The 25,888-nt window shown below is 56.6% G+C and carries 24 protein-coding genes; 12 read left to right on the forward strand and 12 right to left on the reverse strand.

The annotated features are described in order from the left end of the window. The first annotated feature begins 4 nt into the window (after positions 1–4). Positions 5–664 (forward strand): hypothetical protein, encoded by a 660-nt coding sequence (locus tag PHACT_RS06255; protein ID WP_070118193.1) that lies wholly within the window; start codon positions 5–7, stop codon positions 662–664. 28 nt (positions 665–692) lie between these two features. Here the strand turns inward: PHACT_RS06255 and PHACT_RS06260 are convergent, their stop codons facing one another. Then, positions 693–1,982, reverse strand: a complete 1,290-nt coding sequence (locus PHACT_RS06260; protein ID WP_317622249.1) for an epoxide hydrolase family protein — start codon at positions 1,980–1,982, stop codon at positions 693–695. A gap of 125 nt (positions 1,983–2,107) precedes the next feature. On the opposite strand from PHACT_RS06260, the gene PHACT_RS06265 reads away from it, so the two are divergent. After that, positions 2,108–4,099, forward strand: coding sequence for an alkyl/aryl-sulfatase (locus PHACT_RS06265; protein WP_070118195.1), 1,992 nt, complete (start codon positions 2,108–2,110; stop codon positions 4,097–4,099). A gap of 18 nt (positions 4,100–4,117) precedes the next feature. On the opposite strand, the gene PHACT_RS06270 is transcribed toward PHACT_RS06265, so the two are convergent. Next, on the reverse strand, positions 4,118–4,438 hold the full coding sequence (locus tag PHACT_RS06270; protein WP_070116397.1) for a DUF3301 domain-containing protein: 321 nt from the start codon (positions 4,436–4,438) through the stop codon (positions 4,118–4,120). 72 nt (positions 4,439–4,510) lie between these two features. Between PHACT_RS06270 and PHACT_RS06275 the strand changes: the two genes are divergently transcribed. Continuing rightward, complete coding sequence (locus PHACT_RS06275) at positions 4,511–5,614, forward strand: alpha/beta fold hydrolase (protein WP_245730612.1); 1,104 nt, start codon at positions 4,511–4,513, stop codon at positions 5,612–5,614. A gap of 18 nt (positions 5,615–5,632) precedes the next feature. On the opposite strand, the gene bfr is transcribed toward PHACT_RS06275, so the two are convergent. Further along, positions 5,633–6,097: a bacterioferritin gene (gene bfr, locus PHACT_RS06280; protein WP_070116398.1), complete on the reverse strand. Its 465-nt coding sequence runs from the start codon at positions 6,095–6,097 to the stop codon at positions 5,633–5,635. A gap of 175 nt (positions 6,098–6,272) precedes the next feature. Continuing rightward, positions 6,273–6,491 (reverse strand): (2Fe-2S)-binding protein, encoded by a 219-nt coding sequence (locus PHACT_RS06285; RefSeq protein ID WP_070116399.1) that lies wholly within the window; start codon positions 6,489–6,491, stop codon positions 6,273–6,275. 195 nt (positions 6,492–6,686) lie between these two features. On the opposite strand from PHACT_RS06285, the gene PHACT_RS06290 reads away from it, so the two are divergent. Further along, entirely contained in the window at positions 6,687–7,763 is a 1,077-nt protein-coding gene (locus tag PHACT_RS06290; RefSeq protein WP_070116400.1) for a hypothetical protein, read from the forward strand. A 38-nt stretch (positions 7,764–7,801) separates the two neighbouring features. On the opposite strand, the gene PHACT_RS06295 is transcribed toward PHACT_RS06290, so the two are convergent. Then, complete coding sequence (locus PHACT_RS06295; RefSeq protein ID WP_070116401.1) at positions 7,802–9,277, reverse strand: alkaline phosphatase PhoX; 1,476 nt, start codon at positions 9,275–9,277, stop codon at positions 7,802–7,804. Positions 9,278–9,550: 273 nt separating this feature from the next. On the opposite strand from PHACT_RS06295, the gene PHACT_RS06300 reads away from it, so the two are divergent. The 8 genes from PHACT_RS06300 to PHACT_RS06335 all read left to right on the forward strand — a co-directional run bounded on the left by PHACT_RS06300 (position 9,551) and on the right by PHACT_RS06335 (position 17,320). Then, positions 9,551–11,062 carry a methyl-accepting chemotaxis protein gene (locus PHACT_RS06300; RefSeq protein ID WP_070116402.1) on the forward strand — a complete coding sequence of 504 codons (1,512 nt, stop codon included), beginning with the start codon at positions 9,551–9,553 and terminating at the stop codon, positions 11,060–11,062. A gap of 44 nt (positions 11,063–11,106) precedes the next feature. Next, positions 11,107–11,490: a thiol-disulfide oxidoreductase DCC family protein gene (locus PHACT_RS06305; RefSeq protein WP_070116403.1), complete on the forward strand. Its 384-nt coding sequence runs from the start codon at positions 11,107–11,109 to the stop codon at positions 11,488–11,490. Then, positions 11,487–13,016 carry a cryptochrome/photolyase family protein gene (locus PHACT_RS06310; protein ID WP_070116404.1) on the forward strand — a complete coding sequence of 510 codons (1,530 nt, stop codon included), beginning with the start codon at positions 11,487–11,489 and terminating at the stop codon, positions 13,014–13,016. The genes PHACT_RS06305 and PHACT_RS06310 overlap by 4 nt, the downstream gene beginning before the upstream one ends. Beyond that, a complete protein-coding gene (locus PHACT_RS06315; protein ID WP_070116405.1) occupies positions 13,016–13,759 on the forward strand; it encodes an SDR family NAD(P)-dependent oxidoreductase in 744 nt (247 codons plus the stop codon). Before PHACT_RS06310 ends, PHACT_RS06315 begins: the two co-directional genes overlap by 1 nt. Before the next feature lie 68 nt (positions 13,760–13,827). After that, positions 13,828–14,364 carry a lipocalin family protein gene (locus tag PHACT_RS06320; RefSeq protein WP_317622250.1) on the forward strand — a complete coding sequence of 179 codons (537 nt, stop codon included), beginning with the start codon at positions 13,828–13,830 and terminating at the stop codon, positions 14,362–14,364. Continuing rightward, positions 14,361–15,386, forward strand: coding sequence for an NAD(P)/FAD-dependent oxidoreductase (locus PHACT_RS06325; protein ID WP_070116407.1), 1,026 nt, complete (start codon positions 14,361–14,363; stop codon positions 15,384–15,386). Before PHACT_RS06320 ends, PHACT_RS06325 begins: the two co-directional genes overlap by 4 nt. Before the next feature lie 123 nt (positions 15,387–15,509). Then, entirely contained in the window at positions 15,510–16,154 is a 645-nt protein-coding gene (locus tag PHACT_RS06330; RefSeq protein WP_245730614.1) for an OmpA family protein, read from the forward strand. 14 nt (positions 16,155–16,168) lie between these two features. Then, positions 16,169–17,320 (forward strand): GNAT family N-acetyltransferase/peptidase C39 family protein, encoded by a 1,152-nt coding sequence (locus PHACT_RS06335; protein WP_070116408.1) that lies wholly within the window; start codon positions 16,169–16,171, stop codon positions 17,318–17,320. On the opposite strand, the gene PHACT_RS06340 is transcribed toward PHACT_RS06335, so the two are convergent. The 7 genes from PHACT_RS06340 to PHACT_RS06370 form a co-directional block, all read right to left on the reverse strand. After that, positions 17,277–18,821 (reverse strand): RimK family protein, encoded by a 1,545-nt coding sequence (locus tag PHACT_RS06340; RefSeq protein ID WP_070116409.1) that lies wholly within the window; start codon positions 18,819–18,821, stop codon positions 17,277–17,279. The genes PHACT_RS06335 and PHACT_RS06340 overlap by 44 nt on opposite strands. A 68-nt stretch (positions 18,822–18,889) precedes the next feature. Further along, positions 18,890–19,630: an SURF1 family protein gene (locus PHACT_RS06345; RefSeq protein WP_070116410.1), complete on the reverse strand. Its 741-nt coding sequence runs from the start codon at positions 19,628–19,630 to the stop codon at positions 18,890–18,892. Position 19,631: 1 nt separating this feature from the next. Continuing rightward, positions 19,632–21,062: a M16 family metallopeptidase gene (locus tag PHACT_RS06350; protein WP_070116411.1), complete on the reverse strand. Its 1,431-nt coding sequence runs from the start codon at positions 21,060–21,062 to the stop codon at positions 19,632–19,634. Next, entirely contained in the window at positions 21,059–22,597 is a 1,539-nt protein-coding gene (locus PHACT_RS06355; RefSeq protein WP_070116412.1) for a M16 family metallopeptidase, read from the reverse strand. The genes PHACT_RS06350 and PHACT_RS06355 overlap by 4 nt, the downstream gene beginning before the upstream one ends. 71 nt (positions 22,598–22,668) lie before the next feature. Continuing rightward, positions 22,669–23,028: a DMT family transporter gene (locus PHACT_RS06360; RefSeq protein WP_070116413.1), complete on the reverse strand. Its 360-nt coding sequence runs from the start codon at positions 23,026–23,028 to the stop codon at positions 22,669–22,671. Then, positions 23,025–24,104, reverse strand: a complete 1,080-nt coding sequence (locus tag PHACT_RS06365; protein ID WP_070116414.1) for a glycosyltransferase family 2 protein — start codon at positions 24,102–24,104, stop codon at positions 23,025–23,027. Before PHACT_RS06365 ends, PHACT_RS06360 begins: the two co-directional genes overlap by 4 nt. Beyond that, the gene (locus PHACT_RS06370) at positions 24,105–25,829 is read right to left on the reverse strand and encodes a hypothetical protein (protein WP_070116415.1); all 1,725 of its coding nucleotides are present in this window, start codon (positions 25,827–25,829) and stop codon (positions 24,105–24,107) included. Between the last annotated feature and the right edge of the window lie 59 nt (positions 25,830–25,888).

The raw sequence follows: 25,888 nt of genomic DNA on the forward strand, positions 1-25,888 counted from the left end.
AGCCATGAATGCGAAACTTAAGACTGTGCACAAGATTTTGACCACATCGGTTTATATCGGCCTGGTAGCGATGACGGCTGGCACTGTCCTCCCCGGCCCGAATGCTGCACAAAACAGTGCAGCAGAAGACAGCGCCGCGGATCAATTTATGGCCCGGCTTTCACAGCTTTGTGGTCAGTCCTATCAAGGCCGTGTTGCCGTCAACACCCCGCAACTGGACGATGATCCGTTTGTCGGCCAGACCCTGGTGATGCATGTACGCGAATGCAGCGATAATGAAATCCGTATCCCTTTTCATGTTGGTGAGGATCGCAGCCGCACCTGGATTCTGACCCGTACCGACGATGGCCTGCGACTGAAGCATGACCATCGTCATGCCGACGGCAGCGAAGACGTCATCACCATGTATGGCGGCGACACAAGAGCCGACGGGACAGCCACGCGGCAGGAGTTTCCTGTCGATGACTACTCCATCGACATGTTTACCCGCGACAACATGATGGTGTCCCTGACCAATATCTGGGCCATGGAAATTGAACCCGGCGAGCGCTTTGTTTACGAACTGGCACGAAGCGACTCTGATCGCCTGTTCCGGGTGGAATTTGACCTCACCGGCACTGTTGCCACGCCGCCTGACCCATGGGGGCACCCGCCTCTTTTGTAACGGGCGCTGACTTGTGAGGGGCGCCCGCTTAGTCCACTTCCGCAAAGAACGCGCGAATATCTGCCAGCAACAGTTGCGGTTCTTCCATGGCGGCAAAGTGTCCACCACTCGGCATGTCGGTCCAGCGCACAATATTGTAGGACTGCTCAGCCCACAGCCGGGGCGTCAGGTAAATTTCTTTTGGAAATATGGCGCCGGCTGTTGGTACACTGACAAACCCCAGCGGCTCAGTTAGCGGTACGGCGCGGTTTTCGTAATAGATACGCGCCGATGACGTAATGCTTTGGGTAAACCAGTACACACTGATGTTGGTCAGCAGATCATCGCGACTGAACTTGCTGTCCGGATCATCGCCCTCCAGATCACTCCAGCCATGAAATTTCTCGCCAATCCAGGCCGCCAGGCCGGCCGGGGAATCATTCAGCCCCACTCCCAATGTCTGGGGTTTGGTGCCCTGAATCTGCTGGTAAGCCACTTCATTGGCCATATAGGCCTGGCGTGCCTCGCGGCGCTCGGTATCAGCGGCCGGCGTTGCTGCCAGGATATCAGGGTCGCGCGGCGCACTGGCGAGCACAAAGTTGGAGTGCAGACCGATCAGCCGCTGCGGGTAGCGCGCGGCCAGTATCCGGTTGATGATGCCGCCCCAGTCTCCACCTTGGGCGCCATAGCGCTCATATCCCAGACGCTGCATCAAGGCGGCCAGCATATGCGCCATACGTTCCGGGTTATAACCCGGCTGGGTGGGTTTGCCGGAGAACGCAAAACCGGGCAACGATGGCGCGATCACATGAAAGGCATCGGCGGCGCTGCCACCGTGCTGTTCCGGATGCGTCAACGCATCAATGAGGTGGCGGAATTCGACAATGGAACCCGGCCAGCCATGCGTCAGCAACAAAGGCATTGCATCAGGGTGCGGTGAGCGCTGATGGATAAAATGCAGGTCAACACCATCGATGTGGGTGACAAACTGATCGAAGCGATTAAGCTGCGCTTCCTGCTCGCGCCAGTCCAATTCATCGCGCCAGTACGTCAGCAGTGTTTTTAACCAGGCAGTATCAGTGCCATAGCCCCAGCCAGTGTCGGGCAACTGATCTGGCAGACGGGTGCGTTGCAGGCGCTCCTTCAGGTCAGCCAGGTCTGCATCGGGAATCGAAATCTGAAAGGGCGTTATGGCTTCATCTGACATGGCGACATCGCTTTGCTTTTGGGCCTGGGAGAAGGCAGGACGAAGTGGCATCAACAAGACCAGACTGCCACAAAACGCTACCCACAGGATGCGCCTCCAGCCCATTTCTGTCTCTCGGTGACCGCGCTGCATATGCAAGACCTGATTCGTTAATGTTGTCTCGATAGTATCTGGCCACCACGTCTGATTCAAGCGACTTGTACTGCCTGGCAAATTCGGTTTTACTGCTCCTTCAAAAAAAATTCGAGGTCGCCATCATGCCGGATTCACCCTTCAGTTTTATCCTGTCAGCCACCCTGCTTTTGGTCATCAGTACCGCCAGCCAGGCGCAGACCGCCAACGTGGCCCTTCAGCAGCCGGCTACTGCCGTCACCGCAGAACGCCAGGCCAGCCTGCGCACCGAACTGCCTTTTGACGACGATCGGGATTTTGCCGAATCGCAACGCGGTTTCATCGCCGCGCCTGACTACCGACAGATTCTGGGCCCAGCAGGCAACGTGGTCTGGGACATTGGCAGATACGATTTTTTACTGCAGGATCAGGATTACGACAGCATTCACCCTTCATTGCAGCGCCAGGCCACGTTGAACATGAACTACGGCCTGTATGAGGTGGTGCCGGATCTGATTTATCAGGTGCGTGGTTATGACCTGGCCAACATGACCGTGATCCGGGGCGAGCAGGGCTGGATTCTGTTTGATGTGTTGCTGACGCGGGAAACCGCAGCCGCCGCGTTGGCCTTTGTCAATCAGCAGCTGGGTGAGCGCCCGGTCACGGCGGTTGTGTATTCGCATTCACATATTGACCATTTTGGGGGCGTACGCGGCGTCATTGATGACGAGGATGTGCAAAGCGGTCGCGTCAATGTTTATGCGCCCGCAGGGTTTATGGAAGAAGCGATCTCCGAAAACGTATATGCCGGCAACGCCATGAGCCGACGCGCATCCTATCAATATGGCAACCCGTTGACACCAGGACCCTTGGGGCAGGTTGATTCCGCCATCGGTAAAGCCCTGGCCCGCGGCAGCAGTGGCCTGATCGCTCCGACTATTGTGGTTAGCGATGATTTTGAGGAACACACCATTGACGGCGTACGCGTGGTATTCCAGAACACCCCCGGTACCGAAGCCCCGGCAGAAATGAACGCCTGGTTCCCGGATCACAATGTGTTCTGGGCGGCGGAGAACATCACCGCCACCATTCACAACATTTACACCCTGCGCGGCGCACTGGTGCGCGATGCCCTGTCCTGGTCACGACAGATCAATGAAGCCCTGTACCGCTTTGGTCAGGATGCCGACGTCATGATTTCCTCACACAACTGGCCGCGCTGGGGCAATGAACGCATCCAGGAAGTCATGCGGGATCAGCGCGACGCTTACGCCAATCTGAACAATCAGGTACTCAACCTGGCCAATCGTGGTGTCACCATCAATCAGATGCACAACGAGTACCAGGTACCACAGTCACTGCAGCAAAGCTGGAGCGTGCGTCAGTACCACGGTTCCGAGTTTCACAACTCGCGCGCGGTCATCAACCGCTACCTGGGCTACTGGGACGGCAATCCGGCCACTCTGGCACCACTATCGCCGGAAGATTCGGCGCCACTTTACGTTGAGATGATGGGCGGCGCGGAAGCCATTCTGCCACGTGCGCAGACCCTGTTTGATGAGGGCCGTTATCGTCTCGCTATGGAGATTCTCAACAAGCTGGTATATGCCGAACCTGACAACCAGACCGGCAAAGATCTGCTGGCAGCCACTTTTGAACAATTGGGATATCAATACGAGAGCGCCAGCATGCGCAATGCCTTTCTGACGGCAGCGCAGGAACTGCGTCACGGGGTGGCAGCGGCAGGCCCGGCGCGCGGAACAAGCCCGGATCTGGCACGCGCCATGACCACTGCTCAGTGGTGGGACGCCGTCGCGACCCGCGTGGACAGTCAACTGGCCGATGGCATGGCGTTTAAAATCAACTTCAGTACGCCCGATAACGGCGAGCAGTTTGTTATTGAAATGCGTGGTGGCACACTGACCAACATTTCTGGCTACCGTGCCGACGATGCCGATGCCAGCATCACTATGAACCGTAGTGCGGTGGATCAGGTCATTATGGGACAGGCAACTTTGGCCAGTCTGCTCGTCAGCGGTCAGGGTCAGGTCACCGGCGATGTTGACGTGTTACAACAGTTGGCATCGGTACTGGTGGAATTTGACCCGGTTTTCGAGATCATGCCCGGCACGCGCTGAGATGCGGACAGAATGCGCTCACTCGCTGGTCACGTAAGCCGACATTTCTATGCCGAGCAGGCGATTGCCGGCCAGTTCCACCGAACCCAGATAACGTTCGTGACCGGTGGATGAGAACTCGAAATCGTAGCGCCGGTACCACTGCAGAACGCTGGTATCACCGCGACGCAGGCGGCTTTTTTGCAGCACCATGCTCTGGTCGAGCAATTGCAGATTCAGCTCTTTGCAACGACGCGCGGCATACTGCAGGGCGAACGCCTTGGCATCGCGTGATCGCCACCAGTGGTTGACCAGCACCACCAGCAGGGCCAGCCAGACCAGATCCATCAAACTCAGCATAAGGCGGTTCTTCTGTCAGGGTAAATGTTGTAAGCTCGGCTGCATCATACCAAAGCCTGAGAGCACCTGAGCATGAAAAAATCATTTTTGCGCTTCCAGTACAGCATGGCTGCCGCCGTGTTCTGTCTGGCAGCGCTGCTGAACCCCGCTGCTGTGCTGGCACAAACCGGCACCCACAACGAGAATGCGCTTATGAATGAAGAATCGCCTGTCCCCGGCATCAGTTTTCGTTTCATTGAGACCAATGGTATTCGCATGCGGCTGGCCACCATGGGCGACAGCGGCCCTCTTGTGATCATGGCGCATGGCTGGCCGGAGTCATGGTATTCATGGCGGCACCAGATCAAGGCCGTGGCCGACGCCGGCTACCGCGTGGTTGCGCCCGACATGCGTGGCTATGGTGCCACCGACGCGCCAGCGGACGTGGAAGACTACAATATCAGGACGGTGGCAGCCGACATCGTTGGCATCGTTGATGCTTACGGGGAAGACAAGGCCATCCTGATGGGTCACGACTGGGGCTCAATCGTGGCCTGGAACACGGTGCTACTGCATCCCGAGCGCTTCTCCGCGCTGGTGGCAATGAGTGTGCCGTATTCCGGGCGCCCGGCGGAATCTCCGCTGGCGAGCTGGCAGAGCGCATTTGGCGAGAATTTTTATTACATTCTTTACCATCAGGAACCCGGCGTTGCTGAAGCGGAATATGATGCCGACCCACGCGGCCTGCTCAGCCGCCTGTACCTGTCACCCGACTCGCCGCGTGAAGCGCCGCAGGTCACTGATCGACACCGGTCAGCCGGAGGCTGGATTCCGCGATTGGGGGCAGCCAAAGGTCTGCCCGACTGGCTGACGCAGGATGACCTGGATTATTTTGTCAGCCAATTTGAAGCTGCAGGCTTTCGAGGCGGTGTAAATTATTACCGCAACTTCCATCGCAACTGGGAAATCACGCCGCAACTGACCGACAAGAAAGTGACGGTGCCGACGCTGTTTATTGCAGGCGAAAACGACGTGGTGATTGGCGGTGCATCTCAGGGCCGTTTGCAGGGCGCGATGAACCGTGTGGTGGAGGATTTGCGTGGTGTGGTGGTGTTGCCGGAAGCCGGCCACTGGATTCAGCAGGAACTGCCGGAAGAAACCAATGCGGCAGTGCTGGAGTTCCTGGAAGGGCTGTAAACCCTTCCAGGATCGCCTTCACATCATCGATTGCTGGTAATTTTCCAGACCCACGGAATCGATCAGACTGAGCTGGGTTTCCAGCCAGTCTACGTGTTCTTCTTCACTTTCCAGAATCGAGGCCAGTAGCTCACGGCTAACGTAGTCGCGAATGGACTCGGCGTATTCGATGCCATCACGCAGATCCGGGATAGCCATATTCTCCAGCTTCAGGTCACACTCCAGCATCTCTTTAGTGTGTTCACCAATCAGCAATTTGCCCAGACTCTGCAGATTGGGCAGACCTTCCAGAAACAGAATGCGCTCGATCAGCTGATCGGCATGTTTCATCTCATCGATGGATTCTTCATATTCCTTGTCGGCCAGTTTGACCAGACCACGGTCCTTGTACATGCGTGAATGCAGGAAATACTGATTGATCGCCACCAGCTCGTTACCAAGCGCTTTATTCAGGTGTTTGATCATGGTTTTGTCGGCTTTCATGAATGACTCCTTATCAGACGGTGCATTTCTGGCGAACAACGCCCGAAAACAGGAGATAAGGGTGCTCTTTTACGCTCGCCAAGTCAAGGTAAAACCTTGCTAAGCCATTGACATAAAAAAGAAAAAGAGAGTGAAAACGAGAATGATTCGGGTTCGCCAGAGGCTGGCGAGGATGTCATGCCGCGTAGGCGAGATCCTTGATTGCGGAAGCCGCATCCTTGAGGCCGGCGGCGGAAATGGTTTCCGCGATGATCTGCTTGGCAAACTTGCCACAACGTCCGCAGTCACTGGCCAGGCCCAGATTGGCCCGCACATCGGCCATGGATACGTCACCGCCGGCGCAATATTCGCGGATCTGCGTATCGGTAATCTGACGGCATATGCAAACGTACATTCGGACGACCTCGGTAACAGGACTTGTTTCAGAACAGGATTAAGAATAAACGCGAATAGGAATGATTGTCAATACGATGCGCGAAAATATTTCATCCCCTCCCGCCTTGTCTCCATCGAGTGTCGCCCGGGCAACGCCTCTCGACAATTTCAGTTATAGTAGAACCGTGGCTCATTTATATCCGCAGGCTCTTTTATGCTGACCAACTCTTTGCTGACCAACAACAAGAATCCCGACAGATTGTTAACCCGCATGCTGCTCGCTGCAGTGCTTGCCGCTGGCCCCACACTGACTGCCCAGGCCCAAACCCAGGAGCAGGAGCAGGACCAGAACCAGAACCAAGAGATACCGCGCACGCTCGAGGGCCGGCCAGATCTGCAGGGCATCTGGACCAACGGCACACAGACACCACTGCAGCGTCCGTCGCGTTATGGCGATCAGCGCACGATGAGTGCAGAAGAAGCGCTGGACATGCAGCAGGGCGCGCAACAGCGTGAACAGCGAGCAAACGCGCCCAGCGATCCGGACCGGGCACCGCCCACCGATGGCAATACCGCCGCAGCCTACAACACCTTCTGGCTGGATCGTGGCTCGCAGGTGGTCAACATAGATGGCGAGTACCGGACCTCCATGATCATCGATCCGGCCGACGGTCAGATTCCTTTCCGCGACGACGCTCCCGAACAGAACCTGATGGAGCACTGGCGTGACATCCATGGCGACGACGCGTTTCTGGGGCCGGAGATGGCCACCATCGGCGAGCGCTGCCTGTTGTTTTATGACTTTCGCACCTCTAACTCCAGTGCCGGCCCACCGATGATGCCAATCATCTACAACAACAATTATCAGATCGTGCAGACACCGGACTATGTCGTGATCACGGCAGAGATGATGCACGATGCCCGCATCATCCGCCTGCAGGGCGAACACCTGCCACCAGAGGTGCACAAATGGATGGGGGATTCGGTAGGGCACTGGGATGGAGACACGCTGGTCGTCACCACGCGCAACATGCATCCGCAGCAGTCGCACTATGGCTCCGGTCCGGGCCTGGAAGTGACCGAAACGTTCAGGATGACAACCACCGGGGAGATCGTTTACAGCTTTACCATGAACGACCCGGTGGCCTACACACAGCCGTGGACTGCAGAGATGGTGTTATACGCCCGCCCGGAAGGGGACCGCATTTATGAGTATGCCTGCCATGAAGGCAATTACGCCCTGCCCGGCATCCTGGCCGGCAAACGCCGCCAGGAACAACAGGCAGAATAAAAAGAGAGGAATACCAACCGACCAACGATGGTAGCTTTTTAAAGCGGACCCCGTTCCCAAGGCCCCCAGATGGCAAAGGTAATTCCCGGCGTCTGGATATTGATAAACAGGAATTCACCCGTCGAATCAAAACAGGCACCGGCGACTTCCTGCTGTCGATAGTCACCCGGCGCACACTGTTTCCCAGACGATGAGATATTGCCTTCGCTGAGCACAATATTGTTCTTGGCAAAGATGAATGTATCACCGGTGACCTGCAGCCCCATCACCCGCTCACCAAAGCCGAACTGATCGCCGACACCGCCGCCATCTTCACACAGGACGACGCCGCCACGTGGGCTCACCGCGATGTTGTCAGGGTTATTGGCCATCTGCGCACTGGTTGATGCAAACAGGCAACGCAAGCGATTTTCTGCCGGGTCCAGCATCCACACGGCACCTTCACCCTGCCCGGGCTCACCGTCCGCGTTTTCGCCAGCACTGGTATCAACAATGTAGAACAGGCCCTCCGAGTACCAGATACCTTCTCCGCGGCTGATGCTCAGGGCGCCGGCTTCGTTAGCCTGCAGATACGGACCACTGAGATCGCCAATCGGCCCCATATCCGGGTCGATAATATCAACCCATTCAACCTCGACCTCCTGTCCCAGCTCGGGCACGAGCAGGCCAGCGCGCTCAATGCCCACCACTTTCGCGGCCTGCAAACGGCCACCCTTCTCAAGGGCGCCTGTCTGCTGACTGTCATCATTGGGTATAAAACGGTAAATCGGCGAATGGTTACGGTTATCTTCGGTCAGGTAGACGTAACTGTTGGCCGGATCAACGGCAACTGCCTCGTGTTTGAAGCGTCCCATGTCGACAATCGGTTCGCCCGTGGTCTGCGCCGGGTCGGCGGTCACTTCGAACACATAGCCGTGCTTACGGCCACCCGATGCGCTGTTGTCGTTGGTGGTCTCTTCACAGGACAGCCAGGTACCCCAGGGTGTGACGCCACCGGCACAATTGGCCAGCGTGCCGCCAAGGCTGGGCGACGTACGCAGTTCGCGGCGCTCACTTCTGGAAAAATGGATATTGGTGGTACCACCGGCTGCATGCTGGCCACTGGCCATGGCCGCTTCATCGTACAACCCCAGTGCGTTGATCAACGGACCCGCACCACGTTCATGATTTCTGACCAGAATGATTTCATCACCCTGCTCGGCAATCACGCCCATGCCATCGTGGCTCAGCGGCACTGACTGACCATTGCTCATGGTGTCACCGCTCCACGACAGGGTGGCGTAGTTAAAGCCTTGCGGAAGTTGCAACAGCTCCAGGCCGGTGACGGAATCACGCACCGGTGCTACCGGCCCATAAGGGCTGTCCATTAACGCCGATGCCGGGGCGTTGGCTCGCTGCTGCGTGGCCATGGATTGCAGGGCATTGACCGCCGGGGACCCAGCAAAAGCAACGGCCATGGCGCTGCTTTTGAGCAGAGCGCGACGCGGGGGATTGTCCAGCTCGTGTTGTGACATGGGTCTACCTCATTCCAGTTGTATTACGCACGGTGCATTTTTTTGCCGCGCGCTTGACGCTATGACAGTTGTTTTTTATCGGGCCTCCATTCAACAGCAAAATTGTGACAACGGAATTACAACAACCGATGCTGAACCAAATTCATGGCTGTTACGTATACCTGCTCGCGCCCATACAAATCCGACATTTCGGTGATAAGAATTTAACCCTGTTTCAGTATCGGCCGCTATAAACACTATGCCCTTCACGCTATCTTCAAAGAGCCCCAGATAATGAATTCGTCAAAGCAGACTGGCCAGTCATCCGATCACCACAAGCGCGCCGATGTCATCATGGTCGGCGTTCTGGCTGTCTGCCTTGTCTACGCGCTGGCGTTGGCATTCTGGCACAGTACCTGGGGCAGCGCCGTGGTTGTTGGCGGCGGCACCTTGCTGGGCATGATCGTGATGCTGCAGACATTAAGAGGAACACGCCTGTTTCGTTGCCTGATGGGCGTGGCGTTTATGGTCATGTCGGCCCTGCACATCCATCAGAGCCACGGCACCATCGAAATGCACTTTTCCATTTTTGTCTTGCTGGCGCTGCTGATTTTTTACCGTGACTGGTTACCCATCGTGGTAGCAACCGTCACCATCGCCATCCACCATTTTCTGTTTTTTTATATGCAGATCAATGGTGTTGGTGTGTGGGTCACAGAGCACGCGTCCTGGAATATGATTTTCATACATGCAGGCTATGTCATCGCCGAGGCCGGCGTGCTGGTTTATCTGGCGATACTGGCCTACAAAGATGCGTTAGAGGGCGAGTCCATCGCCAATGCCACCAGCGTCATGTCCCGCTCAGGCGACAGCATCAATCTATCCTATCGTGTCGAACTGGATTCACCCGTGGCAGAAGCCTTCAACAACTTTATCACGCAACTGGAATCGCTGGTGGTGGGCGTCAATCAGAAACTGGAAAACCTGCGCACCATGGGCGATGCGCTCACCGAAAAATCATCACAGGTCAGCAGTAGCGCTGAAAAACAGGCCGGCGAAAGCGACTACATGGTGCAGGCCATGCGCGAAATGAGCTCGGCCACGGCAGAAGTTGCGCGTAATGCCGAGCAGGCCGCTACTGCCGCCCGCAACGCCGACGACCATGCGGATCAGGGCAACCGGGCGATGCAGAATATCAAACAGGAAATCGGTTCTCTCAACCAGGATATCGAACTGACCGGCGAGGCAGTGTCAGGGACGGCAACCCTGGCGGGTGAAATCTATCAGGTGGTGGATGTCATCAAAGGCGTCGCCGAACAGACCAACTTGCTGGCACTGAATGCCGCTATCGAAGCTGCCCGCGCCGGCGACCATGGCCGCGGCTTTGCGGTGGTCGCCGACGAGGTACGTAATCTGTCCAGGCGCACGGCGCAATCCACCGCCGAAATCCAGAGTTTCATCGAACGCCTTCAAAAAGCCTCTGCTTCCGCACATGAAGCTATGGGGCGCAGCCAGAGTGCGGTTCAGCGCTGTCTGCAGGCCGCCGACTCGAGCGCGGCAACCCTGTCGGAAATGGCAACCGAGGTCACCGACATTTCACGCATCAACGCCATGATCGCGTCTGCCACTCAACAGCAGACCGCGGTCGGCGATGACGTCGCCAGCCACTTGAATGAAGTTGATGGCATTGCACGCAGCAACGCTGCACAGGCAGTCGATCTGGCCGGCCTGTCTGCCGAGCTGCAGGCGCTCAGCGGGGAGCTTGAGGGTCAGCTGCGTCGGTTTAAAACCCAGCGCACGCACTGATTTATTCCAGCACCAGACTCAGTCGCGAGAAGGAGCACTACACCATGAGTCAACTGCGGGTATTTTACGATGGTCAATGCCCTTTGTGCCTGACTGAGGTTAATCACCTGCGGCGCCTGAATAAGGCGGCGGCACTCGACCTGCAGGACATCAATGCCAATGATTTTGGTCAGCGTTTCCCACATATAGACGTTGTCGCTGCCGATCGGATACTGCATGGGGAACGCGCCGATGGCACCCTGATCTACGGTCTGGATGTCACCTGTGAAGCCTGGCAACTGGTTGGCAAGGGCCACTGGTTCTCTTTCCTGCGCTGGCCCTTTATTCGCCCCATTGCCGACCTGGGGTATCGTTTTTTTGCCCGCCACCGACACCGCATCTCCGCCTTAATCGGTCGCCGTACTGCCTGTGACGACAGCTGCCAATGAAACTGGCGCTGGTACTGGGTGACCAACTGAGCACAGATATCTCCTGCCTTGGTGAGCTCAACAAAAACAAAGACCTGGTCGTCATGGCAGAGGTCAACGACGAAGCCCGTTACGTCAAACATCACCAACACAAGATAGCTCTGATATTCTGCGCCATGCGGCGCTTTGCCAACGCATTGCAGGCCGATGGCTGGCGGGTGCATTACCATTACTTCAGCGCCGATACACCCTATCGAAGTTTGCTTGATGTTGTCGCCGCTGTGGCGGAGGACCATCACCCGGAAGAACTGGTGATGACTGAATGCGGTGAGTACCGGCTGCACCACAACATCGTCAGCAACTGGCAACGCACATTGAACATACCGGTCACCATCCTCAGTGATGACCGCTTTTTTTGCAGCAAGCAGCGTTTCTCCGACTGGGCCCGTGGCCGCAAACAGCTGCGTATGGAGTATTTTTATCGCGAGATGCGTCGGGATACCGGCCTGCTGATGAACGGCAATCAACCGGCAGGCGATTCGTGGAATTTCGACGGCAGCAATCGGCGCCGCTACCGTGGCTCACCGGCGCTGCCCGAGTTGCCCAGGTTCAGATACAACGCTGACGACAAGGCTGTGTTCGACCTGGTGGCAGAACACTTCAGCGACCACCCAGGCACACTGACAAAGTTCAACTGGCCAGTGACGCGGACACAGGCATTGCGCGCACTGGATGATTTTGTGCGCCACCGACTGCCCTGCTTTGGCGACTTTCAGGATGCCATGACGCAGAGTGAATCGTTCATGTTTCACAGTCTGTTATCAACCAGCATCAACTGTGGTCTGCTTGCCCCCCGCGAAGTCTGCGAGGCCGCCCAGAGCGCCTACCAGGACAACAAAGTGCCATTAAATGCAGCGGAAGGTTTTATTCGTCAGATTCTGGGCTGGCGCGAATATGTACGCGGCATCTACTGGCTGATGATGCCCGGCTACGCCAGCAACAATGGCCTCGGTAATTCACGAAGCCTGCCTGCTTTTTATTGGAGCGGGGAGACTGACATGAACTGCATGCGCGAAGCATTCAATAACACCTTTGAACACGCCTACGCCCACCACATTCAACGCCTGATGGTGACAGGCAACTTTGCTCTGCTGGCGGGTGTCGCACCAACGGATATCTGTGACTGGTACCTTGCGGTGTACGCCGATGCTTATGATTGGGTAGAACTGCCCAACACCCTGGGCATGGTCATGCATGCCGATGAAGGGTTGCTGGGCAGCAAGCCCTATGCTGCGTCCGGCAATTACATCAATAAGATGTCGGACTACTGCAAACAGTGCCGTTACTCGGTAAAGACCAGCACAGAACAGGACAGCTGCCCGTTCAACAGCCTGTACTGGCACTTCATGAGCCGACACCGTGATCACTTTGATCGCAACCCGAGAATGACCATGGTGTATCGCAGCTACGACAAAATGGCTGCGGACAAGAAGCAGGCGCTGATGCAGCGCGCAACATATTTGCTGAAGAATCTGGACAGCCTGTAATGGCAGACGCTGACAAAACACAATTCAATCTGATAATCGGCGCCGGCAGCGGCATTGCCGGCGCCTTGATCACTGCGCTGGCCAGTGAAGAACCGGACTCTGGTCTGTTACTGGTCAGTCGCAAGCCGGTAGATCTGCCCGAGTCTGCATCAGTGCCAGTACATCAGTTCCGCTGTGATTATTCCGAAGCCGGCATCGCGCAACTGGGGCAGGATCTCTCGCCCTGGTACGGGCGCATCCGGCTGGTGGTGATCAGCACTGGCATCTTGCACAATGATTCCATCAAACCGGAGAAGCGCGCCGAAGACCTCAACATGAACAACATGCTTGAAGTACTGCGTATCAACACCGTCATTCCGACCCTGTTCCTGATGAAGCTGTTACCGGCGCTGCGCGGCGAGCAGCCATGCCGGGTGTTCACCTTAAGTGCGCGGGTCGGTAGCATTGCAGATAATCACAAAGGCGGCTGGACCAGCTACCGCGCCTCCAAAGCCGCACTGAACATGGTCATTAAAACGGCTGCCGTTGAATATGCGCGCCGCGCACCCAATGTAAAACTGATAGCGTTTCATCCGGGCACCGTCGATACCGCCCTGTCGAAACCGTTTCAGCGCAGCGTGCCGGAAGGCAAGTTGTTCAAACCTGACTTTGTCGCCAACCGGTTGCTGACAATAGCCGCCGACCTGCCAATTGACGGTGACGCCAGTTATCTGGACTGGGCAGGAAAAAGCATTGTGTGGTAGAAAGATTTGCGCCTGAAGACCAGGTGTCAAATGTCTTTATTATGTAAACATCACTGAAAAGGAAACTCATGATGCGTCACTCATTGATCGTAATTCTACTGGCCAGTGTCATGGCAGCGTGCTCATCATCTCCGCCAGACGGGTTGACCGTGGTTGAAGACTTTGACATCAACCGCTACACCGGACGCTGGTATGAAATCGCACGCCTGGACCACCGTTTTGAGCGTGGCCTCAGCAATGTCACCGCTGAGTATACGCTGCAGGACAACAACGATGTGGCGGTGCTCAATCGAGGCTACGACGAAGACGAACAACGATGGGATGAAGCGGAAGGCACTGCTAAATTTGTCGGCGAAACGGATCGCGGGTCGTTAAAAGTCAGCTTTTTCGGGCCGTTCTACGGTGGCTACCATATCATCGCCCTGGACCACGCCAACTATCAGTGGGCCATGATCAGCGGCCCGTCACGGGATTATCTGTGGATTCTCGCGCGCGACCCGACACTGGCACCTGATATTTATCAGAACCTGATAGAGCAGGCTCGCACCAGTGGCTTTGCCACCGACGCGCTGATAGAAGTCGACCAGCAACGGCATCTGCCATGAGCTGCCTGCTGAACACGCCTCACATTGCGGTCATCGGCGCAGGCCTTGCCGGCGTGTCCTGCGCATCACAGCTGGAGCAACTGGGCATGCGGGTTACTGTCTTCGACAAGTCACGCGGAACCGGGGGCCGCATGAGCACCCGGCGCGGCGACCAGTGGCAGGCTGACCACGGCGCGCAATATTTCACCGCCCGTGATCCGTTGTTCAGCAAAGAACTTTTACGCTGGCAACAAGCGGGCGTGGCCAGCGCATGGCAACCCGCAGTGGCCGTGCTGGATGCGCAGAACCCGGATGCCGCCAGGCGCCATGACAACGACAGCGGTACCGTGCGCTTTGTTGGCGTGCCGCGCATGTCATCGCCGGTTCGCTGGCTGGCTGACGAGCTTCAACTAACCCTGTCCGCCCGGGTAAATGCACTGATCAGACGCGAAAACCGGTGGCGGCTGTGTTTCGATGACAGCGTTGAAGACCGCGCGCGACTGGAGAATATTGACTTTGATGCCGTGGCGCTGGCCATCCCGCCAGAACAGGCAGTCGCGTTGATCCGTCCCCATGCCGCTGCTTTCGCGGCGCAGTGCGACACCCGTGCCATGCGGCCATGCTGGGCAGCGATGCTGCGCTTTGATGCCCGTGTCGCGCTGCCCTTTGATGCCGCCTTCATTAATGACGGCCCGCTGCGCTGGATCGCACGCGACAATCACAAACCCGGACGCCCAAGCCAGGAAACCTGGGTTCTGCACGCGACCGCTGCCTGGAGTGAACAACATCTGGAAAGTAGCGCAGATGAGGCGTCACAGGCGCTGACAGACGCGTTCAAGGCCCTGGGCGGCACAACCCCCACCACGGCGACGGCACATCGCTGGCGCTACGCTGAACCGACAACACCGGCACAAAGCCAGGGCTGCCTGTGGGATGCCGCTCTGAACCTGGGGTTGTGTGGCGACTGGCTCAGTGCCGGTCGGGTGGAAGGTGCCTGGCTCAGCGGGCGCGCACTGGCCCGGAGCATAACGTCGCTGGAGTAGCCCAGCCCCTGTATCACGCTGGTTCTGGAATAAACCGATGTGCTGATCCGTTAATCCACCATTAATGTGGTTTGCGACATGATAGACTGTCCAGACAGTTATATTCACAAAGGAGTGATGACTATGTTTAAACTGATGAAATTCCCCGTTTTTATACTTGTTGCGACCGCGATAGCGGCCTGCACCACCAACCCGTATACGGGTGAGCGGCAGGCCAGTCGGGCGGCGCAGTATGGTGCCCTCGGCAGTGTTGTCTGCGGCCTGATCGGCGCTGCCGACAGTGGTCAGCACGCGCGTAACGCGGCACTGGGTTGTGGCGCCATCGGCGCAGGTGTTGGCGCATACATGGACGCCCAGGAAGCGGAACTGCGGCAGGAGCTGCAGGGCACGGGTGTTCAGGTTCAGCGTAATGGCGATCAACTGGAATTGATCATGCCTGGCAACATCACCTTTGCCACTGATGCTTACACCATCCGTCCAAATTTTGAACCGGTGCTGACGTCGGTTGCCACGGTTCTGCACAAATTTACTGACACCCGCATGCGGGTAACCGGTCATACCGACTCCACCGGTGCTCGAGACTACAATTACGATCTGTCCAATCGACGTGCGACCAGCGTTTCCAACTTCCTGGCGGCACAGGGCATTGCGCAGAGTCGACTGATCAGTCAGGGCATGGGACCGGATGAACCCATTGCCAGCAATGACACTGAATCAGGGCGCGCGATGAACCGCCGCGTTGAATTGCAGATTATCGCTGTTCAGTAATCAGCACTGACGCCATGCCGCAGGCCAAGATCAGGAGCAGCGTTAAAATCAGGCCAGCCGTGCTGGAAGATCTTGACGCCCTGTACGAACTGGAGAAGGTCAGCTTCGACAGTGACCGGCTCAGCCGTCGACGCTTGCGGCACTGGATTCAGGCCTCCAATCGTGAACTGATGGTCGCTGTGGAACGGGAGCAGTTGCTGGGTTACGGCCTGGTGCTGTTTCACGGCGCGACCCATCTGGCCCGCCTGTATTCAATTGCCATTGCCAAACAAGCCCGCGGCAAGGGTATCGGTGCCAAGCTATTACAGGCACTGGAATCAGCTTCAGTAAACCGCCAGCGCTTTTTTATGCGCTTGGAAGTTGCCAAAGACAACACTGCAGCCATCCGACTTTATGAGTCTGCCGGCTATGTCGCGTTTGGCACTTACGAAGACTACTACGAAGATCACCGCGATGCCTTACGTATGCAAAAAATCATACGTGACGCGCCCAAGCGAAAACGCGGTCATACCGTACCGTGGTACCAGCAGACGACCGGCTTCACCTGTGGCCCGGCATCGCTGATGATGGCCATGGCAACACTGGATTCACGTCATAAACCCGACCAGGCCACCGAGTTCGACATCTGGCGGGAAGCCACCACCATCTTCATGACATCCGGCCACGGTGGCTGTCATCCCTTTGGCCTTGCCCTGGCGGCGCACAAGCGCGGATTTAATGCCCGCATCTACGTCAACCAGAGTGGACCCTTATTTCTGGAAGGTGTGCGCGCCCCCGACAAGAAAGTGATCATGTCTTTGGTACATGATCAATTCCTGGAAAGAGTGCAGGCCTGCAAAATCCCCATTGCCTACCAGGACATCACTCAACAGGATCTGGAACAGGCCATCAAGGACGGTGCCATTGTGCTGGCGTTGGTGAGTAGTTACCGGCTGGATCGAAAGAAAGCCCCGCACTGGGTCACCATCACCGCCTACGATGACGCCTGCTTTTTTGTGCATGATCCGGATCCGTCCCTGGAAGAACAGACCGGGCTCGACTGTGAGGATCTGCCCATTGCGCGCAATGACTTTGCCCGTATGTCGCAATTTGGCAAAGACAAACTGCGCACGGCAGTGGTGATCAGCGCCCCCGGTTCTCGAGCCGGCGCGCGAACTCGCTCATGACCTGCATATAAAGTTCATCACCGATAAACGCATCTTCCACGCCCTCTTCCAGACTCGGATTGTCGTTCACCTCAATCACATAAACTTTGTTGCCTTGCTGCTTGATGTCGATGCCATACAGGCCATCGCCAATGATTCTGGCTGATTTTAAGGCTGCGTCCAGTACTGCTTTGGGCACTTCGTAGGTGGGCAAAGTCTCCCAGCCGCCACTGCCGATTCTGTCCTCGCCATGGTTATAAATCTGCCAGTGGCCTTTGGCCATAAAATAACGGCAGGCAAACAGGGGCCGATTGTTCAGCACACCGACACGCCAGTCGAATTCTGTATACAGATACTCCTGGGCCAGAATAAGCGCGGATTTGGCCAAAAGTTCATTCAACATTTTTTTCAGCATGGTGCGGTCTTCGGCCTTCATCACACCTACCGAAAATGCACTGTTGGGTATTTTAAGAACGATTGGGTAACTAAAAACCGACTCCAACGTATCCAGCGAGGCATCACTGCCTGAGGACACAATACGCGTCAGTGGCGTTGGCACATCGTTGTAGGTGAAGGCATCTTGCAGGAAAACCTTGTTACAGCAACGCAGAATCGAGGTCGGGTCGTCCATCACCACCAGCCCCTCTATCTCTGCCTTGCGGGCGAAGCGATAGGTGTGATGATCGATGGCTGTGGTTTCACGAATAAAAAGCGCGTCGAACTCACCCAGACGGGCGTAATCCTGCGGGCCGATAAATTCGACCGCAAAACCCATTTTCTGCGCGGCACGCTCCATTTTTTTCAGCGCTTTGGCGTCACTGGGTGGCAGTTTTTCCCGAGGATTGACCAGAATCGCCATATCCCAACGACTGGCTTTGCTGCTTCGGGGTTTTCGCCAGACGCTTTGCGTGAATTTTTCCAGTGCGGCAACAAATTCCGGTGCCTCCTGCTCATCCAGCTGGGCAAAGGCAATGGCATGCACCGAGCGCACCTGCCAGCTATCCGCAGTGACGCTGTCGTCAACAGCATCCACTGGCGCAACAGCCTCGTTCGGGGCGACAGCAGTTGCCGCCTGTGCCCCCGGCAAAAAGGCCAGGCGAACCTCAAGAATCGGACAGGGAAAGCGTTCGAACAAGCGGCGCGCCAACATCTTCAGTTGTGGCAACGCGGTACGGCCAAAATAGATTCTGAAAGCATAACCGTCGTCGGTTCGTGTCAGGTCCTTCTGGTCCAGGTCTTCCAGAACTTCGGCGGCCTGCACCAGGGTCAGTTGTTGACTGCTCAGATCGGTGAGCGTATTGGCCGGTGGCAAAACCTTGTGCTCGCGCGCCTCGGCCAAAAGGGAGCAGTAGTAGCCGGTACTGAGATACTGATCGGTATTACACAGATTGATGATCCGTGTTTTTTTCTGACCCTTGATCGGGTGTTCAGTCAAATAGGTTTCGAAACTGATGACGGCTTCACCGGCCAGGGTGTGCGTCCATTGATCAAGATCGTCAACAACCAGGTAGAGCTGGGGCATACGGGTCAGGACTCCAAAACAGGAACGATTGCAGAAAGGAAACCGTCAACGCCCGAAACGGCTGCGCGTTAGCGCTCCCGTATCAGGCTCAGCACATTGCTGGCGTAGGCGAATGAGGCCAACAGAACCAACAGTGCCAGACCAAACCATTGTGCCGTATATGCGTAATGACTGCGAGTACTGAAATCGGGTTGCGACCAGTGCCTGCCCAGTACGCCGGGCTGTCCGGCTTCCAGGCGCAGTACATACGGATAAACCGGCTCACCCAGCAACTGACGGGTCTGTTCGATATTCAGGCGTGGCAGCCGCACCGGCCAGCTATTGTCCGTCACCTCACCGGCAGGAACCGTTGTCTCTGGTAGGTGGAGACGCGCGAGCACTGACGTTTCGCCCTCCACCGCAGACACCGTTGGCGGCCCGCCATCGTTACCGGGTGCGATCCAGCCACGGCTTATCAACACCAGATCACCACCCGTTGCCGGCCGAAACGGTGTCACCAGTTCGTAGCCGGGACGCCCCTGAAAAAACTGATACAACACCAGAAAAGAGATTTCGCTGTGAAAACGCCCCTGCAAGGCCACCCGCAGATTGTTGCTGACGTCGGTTTGTGGCAGTTCCGAAAACGGCACCGGGTCAGCTTGTGCCGCGGACTGATAGGCCGCTGCCAGCGCGCGTTTTTCTGCCGCCCGATCCAGCTGCCAGAAACCCAGGCTGATAAACATGCCGCAACTTAGAAAAATACACAGTACGATGAAAGCATCAACCTGAACCGTGAGCCTGCCAAGTTGCAAGGTTGTGCCCAGACGCATATCAGTTCCCCGGAATCGAAATATCCACGTCAGTCACGTCACCAAAAACCTCAAGCTGATCACCCAGCTCCGCGGCATTGCCCACAACCAGAATACGCAGCGCATCAGGTCTCAGGTATTGCTGCGCGACACGTTGCACATCGGCCACCGTCACGGCGCTGACTTCTTCAACCAGTTGCTCGAACGTATCGGGTGGCAGGCCGGCATAGTCATTGGACATGCGCTCGCGCAGCACCGAGGCGATGCTGGTGTACTGAAACACCAGCGTATTGAGAAACTGATCCTTGGTCCGCGCCAGTTCTTCATCGCTGATGGCTTCGTCCTGCAGACGCTCAATCTGCCCGACAATCGCGGCAATGGCTTCTGCGGTTGACTCACTTTGTGTCATCACGCCAGCAGTAAAGGTGCCCGGAAAATGCACACCGCTGCCGTATGAACCAAACACGGAATAGGCCAGACCCATTTCACTGCGCACCACCTGCATCAATCGACTGGAGAAACCACCGCTCAGCACCCGGTTCATGACCTGCAGAGCGGCATAGTCGGGGTTGTCTCGCATGCCGCCGATATGCCCGAGCAGGACATAGCTCTGATTCACATCGGGCTTGTCGACCAAAAAGACACCTTCGCTAAACTCATAGTCTACCTGCGGAAAGGTCAGTGTCAGTTCGTCACCAGCGGGAATGGTGGAGAACGCGTCGCTAAGTCTTGCCTTCATGTCCGCCATGTCAAAGTCACCGGTGACACCAATCATCATGTTGCGGCCGACAAAAGAGCGCTCATGAAATGCCACCAGGTCGTCGCGGCTGATGTTGTCCAGTGTCGCGTATTCAATGCGCCGACTGTACGGGGACTCCTGCCCGTAAATCAGGCGCTGGAACTCGCGTCCCGCGATACCGCCCTGATCATCGTTGCGGCGGGCGATACTGCTGCGCTGTTGCGTCTTGGCCAGCGCCAGTCTCTCTTCAGGAAACGCCGGATTGCGCAGCAGGTCAATAAACACCGGCAACAGGTCATCAAAATCGTCCGCCAGCACATTGAATCGAGCCGAGCCGGAGCTGAAACCGATACTGGTTTCCATCACTGCAGCACGATCTTCCAGCAGTTCGTTGAGGGCATTGCCGGGGTATTCCCGGGTACCGCCGCTGCGCATGACGGTACCCGTCAGCGATTGCAGTCCAACCTGTTGCTCAGGCACCAGAATGCCACCGGTCTGCACCATCACGTTGACGTCAATCAGCGGCAGTTCCTTGTCCTCGACCAGGTAAAAACGGATGCCATTGTCCAGCTCAAAAATTTCCAGGGACGGCATATCAAAGTTGTTCAGCGTTGGATAATCAAAATTTTCCCAGGGGCGGTCCTGCGCCGTTGCCGAGCCACCGAAACAAACAAGACAGACCGCTGTTGCCCATAAACGAATTCTGTTAATCATTGGCCTGCCCCTCCGTCACTCGCCCGATCAGATCCACTCGCACTGGCCGCATTCTGGATACTACCCACGGTACGACTCTGCTTTACCAGGTAGGTTTGTGCAACCCGCTGCAGATCATCCAGTGTCACCGCTTCCAGATCATCCAGGTAGGTAAACGCATCCTGCCAGCTGCCAAGCTGGGCGTGCGCCTGCGCCATGTTCAATGCCAGTCCCATGTTGGAATCGAGTCCACGCACCACACCTGCCCGGGCATTGGTGACGGCACGGTCCAGTTCCTGCTGTTCTATTTCACCAGCCTTGGCTTTGTCGATCTCTTCTTCCAGTACACGCTCGATGTCACTCAGGGGGACGCCCGCGTTGGGTACGGCAAAGGTGACAAACAGCGACGGATACCGTGAGCCAGGGAAACCGGTCAGGGCCTGCACCCCCAACGCCAGTTGTTCGTCCTGCACCATGCGACGATACAGCCGTGAGGTTCGGCCCGACGACAGAATTGTGCTCAGCATTTCCAGCGCGGCAGCGTCGGGATGATCCGCCGCCACGGTTTTGTAACCGGCAATGAACAGCGGCTGGCTCTGCTCCTCTATGACAAAGCGACGCTCACCGCGTTGCGGCGGCTCGATGGTCTTGACGGTCGGCGGATGTTCTGCCGCCGGCAACCGGCCGAGGTAGGTTTCCGCCAGTGCGCGCATTTCCTGTGGGTCAACATCTCCCGCGATAGCCACGGTCATGTTGGAAGGCACGTAATAGGTTTCAAAAAACGCCTGCGTGTCAGCGATAGTGGTGGCAGCGATATCTGAGGCCCAGCCCACCACGGGGTTGCGATACGGATGAGCAGAATAGGCCACGCTGAGGAATTCCTCCAGCAGCCGCCCCTGCGGATTGGAATCGGTTCGCATGCGACGCTCTTCCATGATCACGTCTTTCTCTACGTAGAACTCGCGGAACACCGGTTCACGAAAACGTTCTGCCTCCAGGTAAAACCAGAGTTCAGCTTTGTTCTGCGGTAGCGAGTAGAAGTAGCCCGTGGCATCGGCGCTGGTAAACGCATTCAGACCGACTCCGCCTTCACGCTCAATCAACTGTGAAAACTCTTCGCTGTTGATAAAAGTGCCGGCTTCCTGCTGCCACTGCTCGAAGTCCTGTCGCAAAGTTTCCAGCCGGGATTCATCAGGGTCTGTGCTGTAGGATTCCTCAAGCCAGGCCTGATAGGCCGCGTCCATTTTATCCAGTGCTGCCTGCTCGGCTTCCCAGTCCCGGGTACCGATGTTGCGCGAACCTTTGAACGCCATGTGTTCGAAAATATGCGCGACCCCAGTGTTGTTTACCGGCTCATCAACACCACCGACATTTACAAAGGTGACAAAGGTCGCCACCGGCGCCACCGGCCTTTCGATAATGATAAAGTGCAGCCCGTTGTCCAGGGTAAACTCGGTGACACGTTCAGCGATGGCGTCAACGTCCTGAGCCGACAGCCACGACGACATTGTCAGTGCGGTCAGCGCCAACGCTGATCGGATGGAAAAAGTTTTCATAATGATCCCGCTCCCCTGCTTTTCCTGTTACCTGCTTGCACTCTTGGCACCTTGCAACCTGCCTGTCGATCTCAGCTATTGCCGCCCATCAGCACGATGCCAGCCAGAATGAATCCTGCACCCAGCATCTGCGCCGAGCTGATGGGTTCAGAGAAAATGAAGCGCCCGACCAGCAATACCATCAGCACCGACAACCCTGTGTATACAGGATAGAGTATAGACACTGGGCTGCTGCGCAGCACAACAATGTAATAAAAGAAAATAAAACCATACAGCGACAGCGCCACAAAAACGCCTTTCCACTGCGACAACAACAACTGAATGTAATCGTCATGAGCCTGTACTGACACCCATTTAAGCACGGCGTGCGAGGTAGCCAGCAGAGTCGCCAGAATGGCAGCGTGCGTCAACAGCATCAGATACTTGCTCATGTCTTGTCCGCTTTCGGTTTACGTGGTTTTGTTGCTGCAGACTGGGTTGCCCGCTTGCTTGTGGATTTGGCTGCGGGTTTGGCTGATGGCTTGGCTGATGGCCTGGGTGCACGCTTTACAGTGCGACCGGTGGCCGCCACCACGGCATCCAGGGTACTGCTGCCCTGATCGATCAGGTAACCCGGCCGACGTTTCACTTCCTCATAAATGCGCCCGACGTAGATACCAATCAGACCGACACTGAACATCAACACACTGCCAATAATCAGGATCAACAGAATGACCGTGGTGAATCCATCCACGGCAGCACCGGACAACTTGTCGAACAGCGCCATGCCGCCAATAACCAGGCTGACCAGAAACGTCAGGCCGCCCAGCAGCGTAACAATCTGCAGCGGGTAAGCAGTGAATGAGGTAATCGAATTTATTGCGTAGCGGAACAGTGCAGTGTTGCCCCAGGCCGAACGCAACCGGGTAGACTCGGGCACATCAAACGGAATCTGCACTGCGTCATAGCCCATCCATTTGACCAGACCGCGGAAAAAACGGCCGTGTTCGGGCAGCTGGCAGTAAGCACTGACCACTGTCCTGTCCAGCAGTTTAAAGTCACTTTCCCCGCGGATACTGAGTTTGGTCAGGTAACGAAAAAGGCCGTAGTAGATCTGCACCAGGGTTCGGCGTAACGCGGTTTCATTGCCCCGCGACTGTTTCACCGCTTCCACCACCATTGCGCCCTGTTGCCAGTGCTCAACCATTTGTGCGATCAACTCCGGTGGGTGCTGCAGATCACTGTCCATGACCACACAGGCATCAAACTCGCGCGCAGCACTGAGACCGGCATGGATCGCCGCTTCTTTGCCGAAGTGACGATTGAGGCGCAGTACTTTCAGTAGCGGATCTTCTTTGCCCGCGTCCCGCACCAGCGCGCTTGTATTGTCGGTAGATCCGTCATCAACAACGATCAACGTAAATGTGATACCCGGTACAGCCTGCAGACAGGTTCGCACTCGTGCCATGTTGGCAACAATATTGGCCGCCTCATTGAGCGCCGGTACAATAACAGCAACAGATTTCATTCAGTTCTGATTCCTTGACCATTCAACAGCGGCGCCATCTCGCACCACACGATGGGGTTCCGAATAAGTGATCCAGCCTTCCGGCGAAGTATAACGCAGATAAAACGGCGCATTGTCCGCCAGCGTGACCCGTAACTGCCCGGCCGGTGGTAGTGGCAACACGCCCAGTGTGTCTGATACCACATGGTAGCTGCCTTCCTGCGCGGGACCAAACTGCCAGCTGAAATACCCGCGCTGATAGCTGTACTGCAGTGACAGCGGTGCGTCCGGGCGCAGGCGCTGGGCAAAACCTGTCAGGCGTGCCGCGATGTCATCAGACATGTCGCGCATACACTGGCATTCCGCGTCATAAGTAAAAAGTTGACTGACGTCCAGTTCCGCCAGATAGATGTCGTCCACCACCGGCAAAGGCGAACCATCACCACTGATACGCTGTTTCAGGTCGGTGAGCCCGGTGACGAACCAGTACGATGGCAATACATTGGCCGACGGCACAAATGCACGGCTGTCGTCATGACGCCATAAGAAGTCCGCCTGCACATCGAACTCGGTGCCAATATCCGCCACTGTCCCCCGCGTCGGCACGGCATGCATCAGGGTAATCACGATAACCAGTGGCACTACCAGCCAGGGAGCCGCACTCAGCGCGCCCGCGCCTTTCCCGGAACCGGCATTGGCCGTGGTTGAGTGCCCGGCCAGCATCGCATTGTGGCGCCGCTGGTCCATCGCCACAATAACCCGGTCCGCACACCAGGCCAGCGAGAAGCTCAGCAGTGTCCACGGCAGCAGCAGGTAGCGATCGGCCAGCATGATCCCTGGCGAACGCACCAGCGGTATTAATGGCAGCAGCACCAGTGCTGCAATCAGTAATGCCCGCCATGGCACACGCCGTTGCCCAATTGCATACGCCAGCCATAGACCCACGACCAGCACCACCAGCAACGGCCACCAGGACCCAGCCAACAAAGCTGGGAACGTTGCAAAACTGGCGATAACGTCGCCCATAAAGGCAGGAGAAAGATATTCACTGCTGCTGACATAACCGCCACTGAATGAATCCAGCATGTAACCACGCCATAAGGCATAACACAGTGTCAGCGCAAAGAAGGCAATACTCGCTTTAATACGTCGGCGCCAGTCAGCCTCGGGCAACAGCACCAGCAAGGCTGGCAGGGGCACATAAACTTCTTTGGCGGTCACGGCCAGCGCATACATCAACAGCGCCAGTAATACTGTCCAAAGCTTAGCGGTACGCAGATACAGAACAAAGGCATACACGGCGACCAGCGCAAAGACCAGACCCTCTATGTAGTGTCGGGTCATCAATTGCTCTGCCACCAGCATGGTGGGCAGGCCCAGAACAAACAGCGCCGCGCCCGCAGCTGCAAAAACCGGCAGGCACCACAGACGTAAACACGAGTACAGCATGAACGCTGCAGCAGCGATCGCGAGCAACTGGTGCAGGTAAAACAGGGTCGGGTTCAGCCCGAACAGAATCATGTCGACTTCGAAGGAGAAAATCAGCCAGGGTGTCAGGTTGGCCGGCGAAAACTGTTGCCAGACCTCCGGCCGGGTGAAGTCCTGCCAGAATGAGTATTGATGCGAGTGCAGTAGAATCTGGGAGTCGTCCCAGCGCCAGTTGGCGCCAATCACACCCGCATTGACCAATAGCACCAGTGCCAGCATCAGCAGCAACCCGAGCCCGGCTTTCAGCAGGTTTGTCATCACTCACTCCCTTATTGCGCCCGGCTGCAGTGCCAGCATTGTGCTGCCAGATTCCATCA

Origin of the sequence: Pseudohongiella acticola (assembly GCF_001758195.1) — a bacterium.
Classification (GTDB): domain Bacteria; phylum Pseudomonadota; class Gammaproteobacteria; order Pseudomonadales; family Pseudohongiellaceae; genus Pseudohongiella; species Pseudohongiella acticola.

Bases quoted from the DNA above. Each gene is read 5' to 3' on its own strand.
- PHACT_RS06295 (WP_070116401.1), bottom strand. From the start codon at position 9,277: ATGTCACAACACGAGCTGGACAATCCCCCGCGTCGCGCTCTGCTCAAA.
- PHACT_RS06305 (WP_070116403.1), top strand. From the start codon at position 11,107: ATGAGTCAACTGCGGGTATTTTACGATGGTCAATGCCCTTTGTGCCTG.
- PHACT_RS06325 (WP_070116407.1), top strand. From the start codon at position 14,361: ATGAGCTGCCTGCTGAACACGCCTCACATTGCGGTCATCGGCGCAGGC.
- PHACT_RS06365 (WP_070116414.1), bottom strand. From the start codon at position 24,104: ATGAAATCTGTTGCTGTTATTGTACCGGCGCTCAATGAGGCGGCCAAT.
- PHACT_RS06330 (WP_245730614.1), top strand. From the start codon at position 15,510: ATGTTTAAACTGATGAAATTCCCCGTTTTTATACTTGTTGCGACCGCG.
- PHACT_RS06340 (WP_070116409.1), bottom strand. From the start codon at position 18,821: ATGCCCCAGCTCTACCTGGTTGTTGACGATCTTGATCAATGGACGCAC.
- PHACT_RS06310 (WP_070116404.1), top strand. From the start codon at position 11,487: ATGAAACTGGCGCTGGTACTGGGTGACCAACTGAGCACAGATATCTCC.
- PHACT_RS06265 (WP_070118195.1), top strand. From the start codon at position 2,108: ATGCCGGATTCACCCTTCAGTTTTATCCTGTCAGCCACCCTGCTTTTG.
- PHACT_RS06370 (WP_070116415.1), bottom strand. From the start codon at position 25,829: ATGACAAACCTGCTGAAAGCCGGGCTCGGGTTGCTGCTGATGCTGGCA.
- PHACT_RS06350 (WP_070116411.1), bottom strand. From the start codon at position 21,062: ATGATTAACAGAATTCGTTTATGGGCAACAGCGGTCTGTCTTGTTTGT.
- PHACT_RS06270 (WP_070116397.1), bottom strand. From the start codon at position 4,438: ATGCTGAGTTTGATGGATCTGGTCTGGCTGGCCCTGCTGGTGGTGCTG.
- PHACT_RS06275 (WP_245730612.1), top strand. From the start codon at position 4,511: ATGAAAAAATCATTTTTGCGCTTCCAGTACAGCATGGCTGCCGCCGTG.
- PHACT_RS06255 (WP_070118193.1), top strand. From the start codon at position 5: ATGAATGCGAAACTTAAGACTGTGCACAAGATTTTGACCACATCGGTT.
- PHACT_RS06315 (WP_070116405.1), top strand. From the start codon at position 13,016: ATGGCAGACGCTGACAAAACACAATTCAATCTGATAATCGGCGCCGGC.
- PHACT_RS06355 (WP_070116412.1), bottom strand. From the start codon at position 22,597: ATGAAAACTTTTTCCATCCGATCAGCGTTGGCGCTGACCGCACTGACA.
- PHACT_RS06360 (WP_070116413.1), bottom strand. From the start codon at position 23,028: ATGAGCAAGTATCTGATGCTGTTGACGCACGCTGCCATTCTGGCGACT.
- PHACT_RS06290 (WP_070116400.1), top strand. From the start codon at position 6,687: ATGCTGACCAACTCTTTGCTGACCAACAACAAGAATCCCGACAGATTG.
- PHACT_RS06345 (WP_070116410.1), bottom strand. From the start codon at position 19,630: ATGCGTCTGGGCACAACCTTGCAACTTGGCAGGCTCACGGTTCAGGTT.
- PHACT_RS06335 (WP_070116408.1), top strand. From the start codon at position 16,169: ATGCCGCAGGCCAAGATCAGGAGCAGCGTTAAAATCAGGCCAGCCGTG.
- bfr (WP_070116398.1), bottom strand. From the start codon at position 6,097: ATGAAAGCCGACAAAACCATGATCAAACACCTGAATAAAGCGCTTGGT.
- PHACT_RS06260 (WP_317622249.1), bottom strand. From the start codon at position 1,982: ATGCAGCGCGGTCACCGAGAGACAGAAATGGGCTGGAGGCGCATCCTG.
- PHACT_RS06320 (WP_317622250.1), top strand. From the start codon at position 13,828: ATGATGCGTCACTCATTGATCGTAATTCTACTGGCCAGTGTCATGGCA.
- PHACT_RS06300 (WP_070116402.1), top strand. From the start codon at position 9,551: ATGAATTCGTCAAAGCAGACTGGCCAGTCATCCGATCACCACAAGCGC.
- PHACT_RS06285 (WP_070116399.1), bottom strand. From the start codon at position 6,491: ATGTACGTTTGCATATGCCGTCAGATTACCGATACGCAGATCCGCGAA.